The organism is Acidovorax sp. GW835-FHT14B10 (genome assembly GCF_058793725.1).
Genome location: NZ_JBXAGC010000075.1, coordinates 1 through 1,029 on the forward strand (window position 1 = coordinate 1; position 1,029 = coordinate 1,029).

Here is a 1,029-nt window from a genome sequence, read left to right on the forward strand (position 1 = left end):
CGCGGCGCCGGCATCAAGGTGGCCGACGTTGCCGCCCTGGTGGAAAAACTCAAGAACGAAGCGAAGGTTATCTAAAGCCTTGCGGGACAGATCTTTAGCTCTGTCCTCAACCGATCAAAGGAACAAGAAATGACCACCCTCGTTATTGCCGAACACGACAACGCCACCATCAAGGGCGCCACCCTCAACACCGTCACCGCAGCCGTTGCCTGCGGCGGCGAAGTCCATGTGCTGATCGCCGGCCACAACGCCGGCGCCGCCGCACAAGCCGCCAGCCAGATCGCCGGCGTTGCCAAAGTCCTGCACGCCGACGCCCCCGGCCTCGAACACGGCCTGGCCGAAAACGTCGCCGCGCAAGTGCTGGCCATCGCAGGCAACTACAGCCACATCCTCTTTCCCGCCACCGCCAGCGGCAAGAACGTCGCCCCGCGCGTGGCCGCCAAGCTCGACGTCGCCCAGATCAGCGACATCACCAAGGTGGTGAGCGCCGACACCTTCGAGCGCCCCATCTACGCCGGCAACGCCATCGCCACCGTGCAAAGCGCAGACAGCGTGAAGATCATCACCGTGCGCACCACCGGCTTTGACGCCGCCGCTGCCAGCGCAGGCTCCGCCGCAGTGGAAACCGCAACAGCCACAAACGATGCGGGCAAGAGCAAGTTCATGGGCAGCGAAATCGCCAAGAGCGACCGGCCCGAACTCACCGCCGCCAAGATCATCGTCTCCGGAGGCCGGGCGCTGGGCAGCAAGGAAAAGTTCGACGAAGTCATGACCCCGCTGGCCGACAAGCTCGGTGCGGCCCTGGGCGCCAGCCGCGCCGCGGTGGACGCGGGCTACGCCCCCAACGACTGGCAAGTGGGCCAGACGGGCAAGATCGTGGCGCCGCAGCTGTACGTGGCGGCGGGCATCTCGGGGGCGATCCAGCACCTGGCGGGCATGAAGGACTCGAAGGTGATCGTGGCGATCAACAAGGACCCGGAGGCGCCGATCTTCAGCGTGGCCGACTATGGGCTGGAGGCGGACCTGTTT

At 65.8% G+C, this 1,029-nt stretch carries 1 protein-coding gene and 1 pseudogene; both read left to right on the forward strand.

The genetic code is table 11. From position 1 onward, the window contains the following. A pseudogene (locus AC1Q5S_RS22260) lies at positions 1-75 on the forward strand (electron transfer flavoprotein subunit beta/FixA family protein); the annotation flags it as partial. A 54-nt stretch (positions 76-129) separates the two neighbouring features. Further along, a partial coding sequence (locus AC1Q5S_RS22265; RefSeq protein ID WP_492239457.1) for an electron transfer flavoprotein subunit alpha/FixB family protein occupies positions 130-1,029 on the forward strand: 900 nt, incomplete at its 3' end.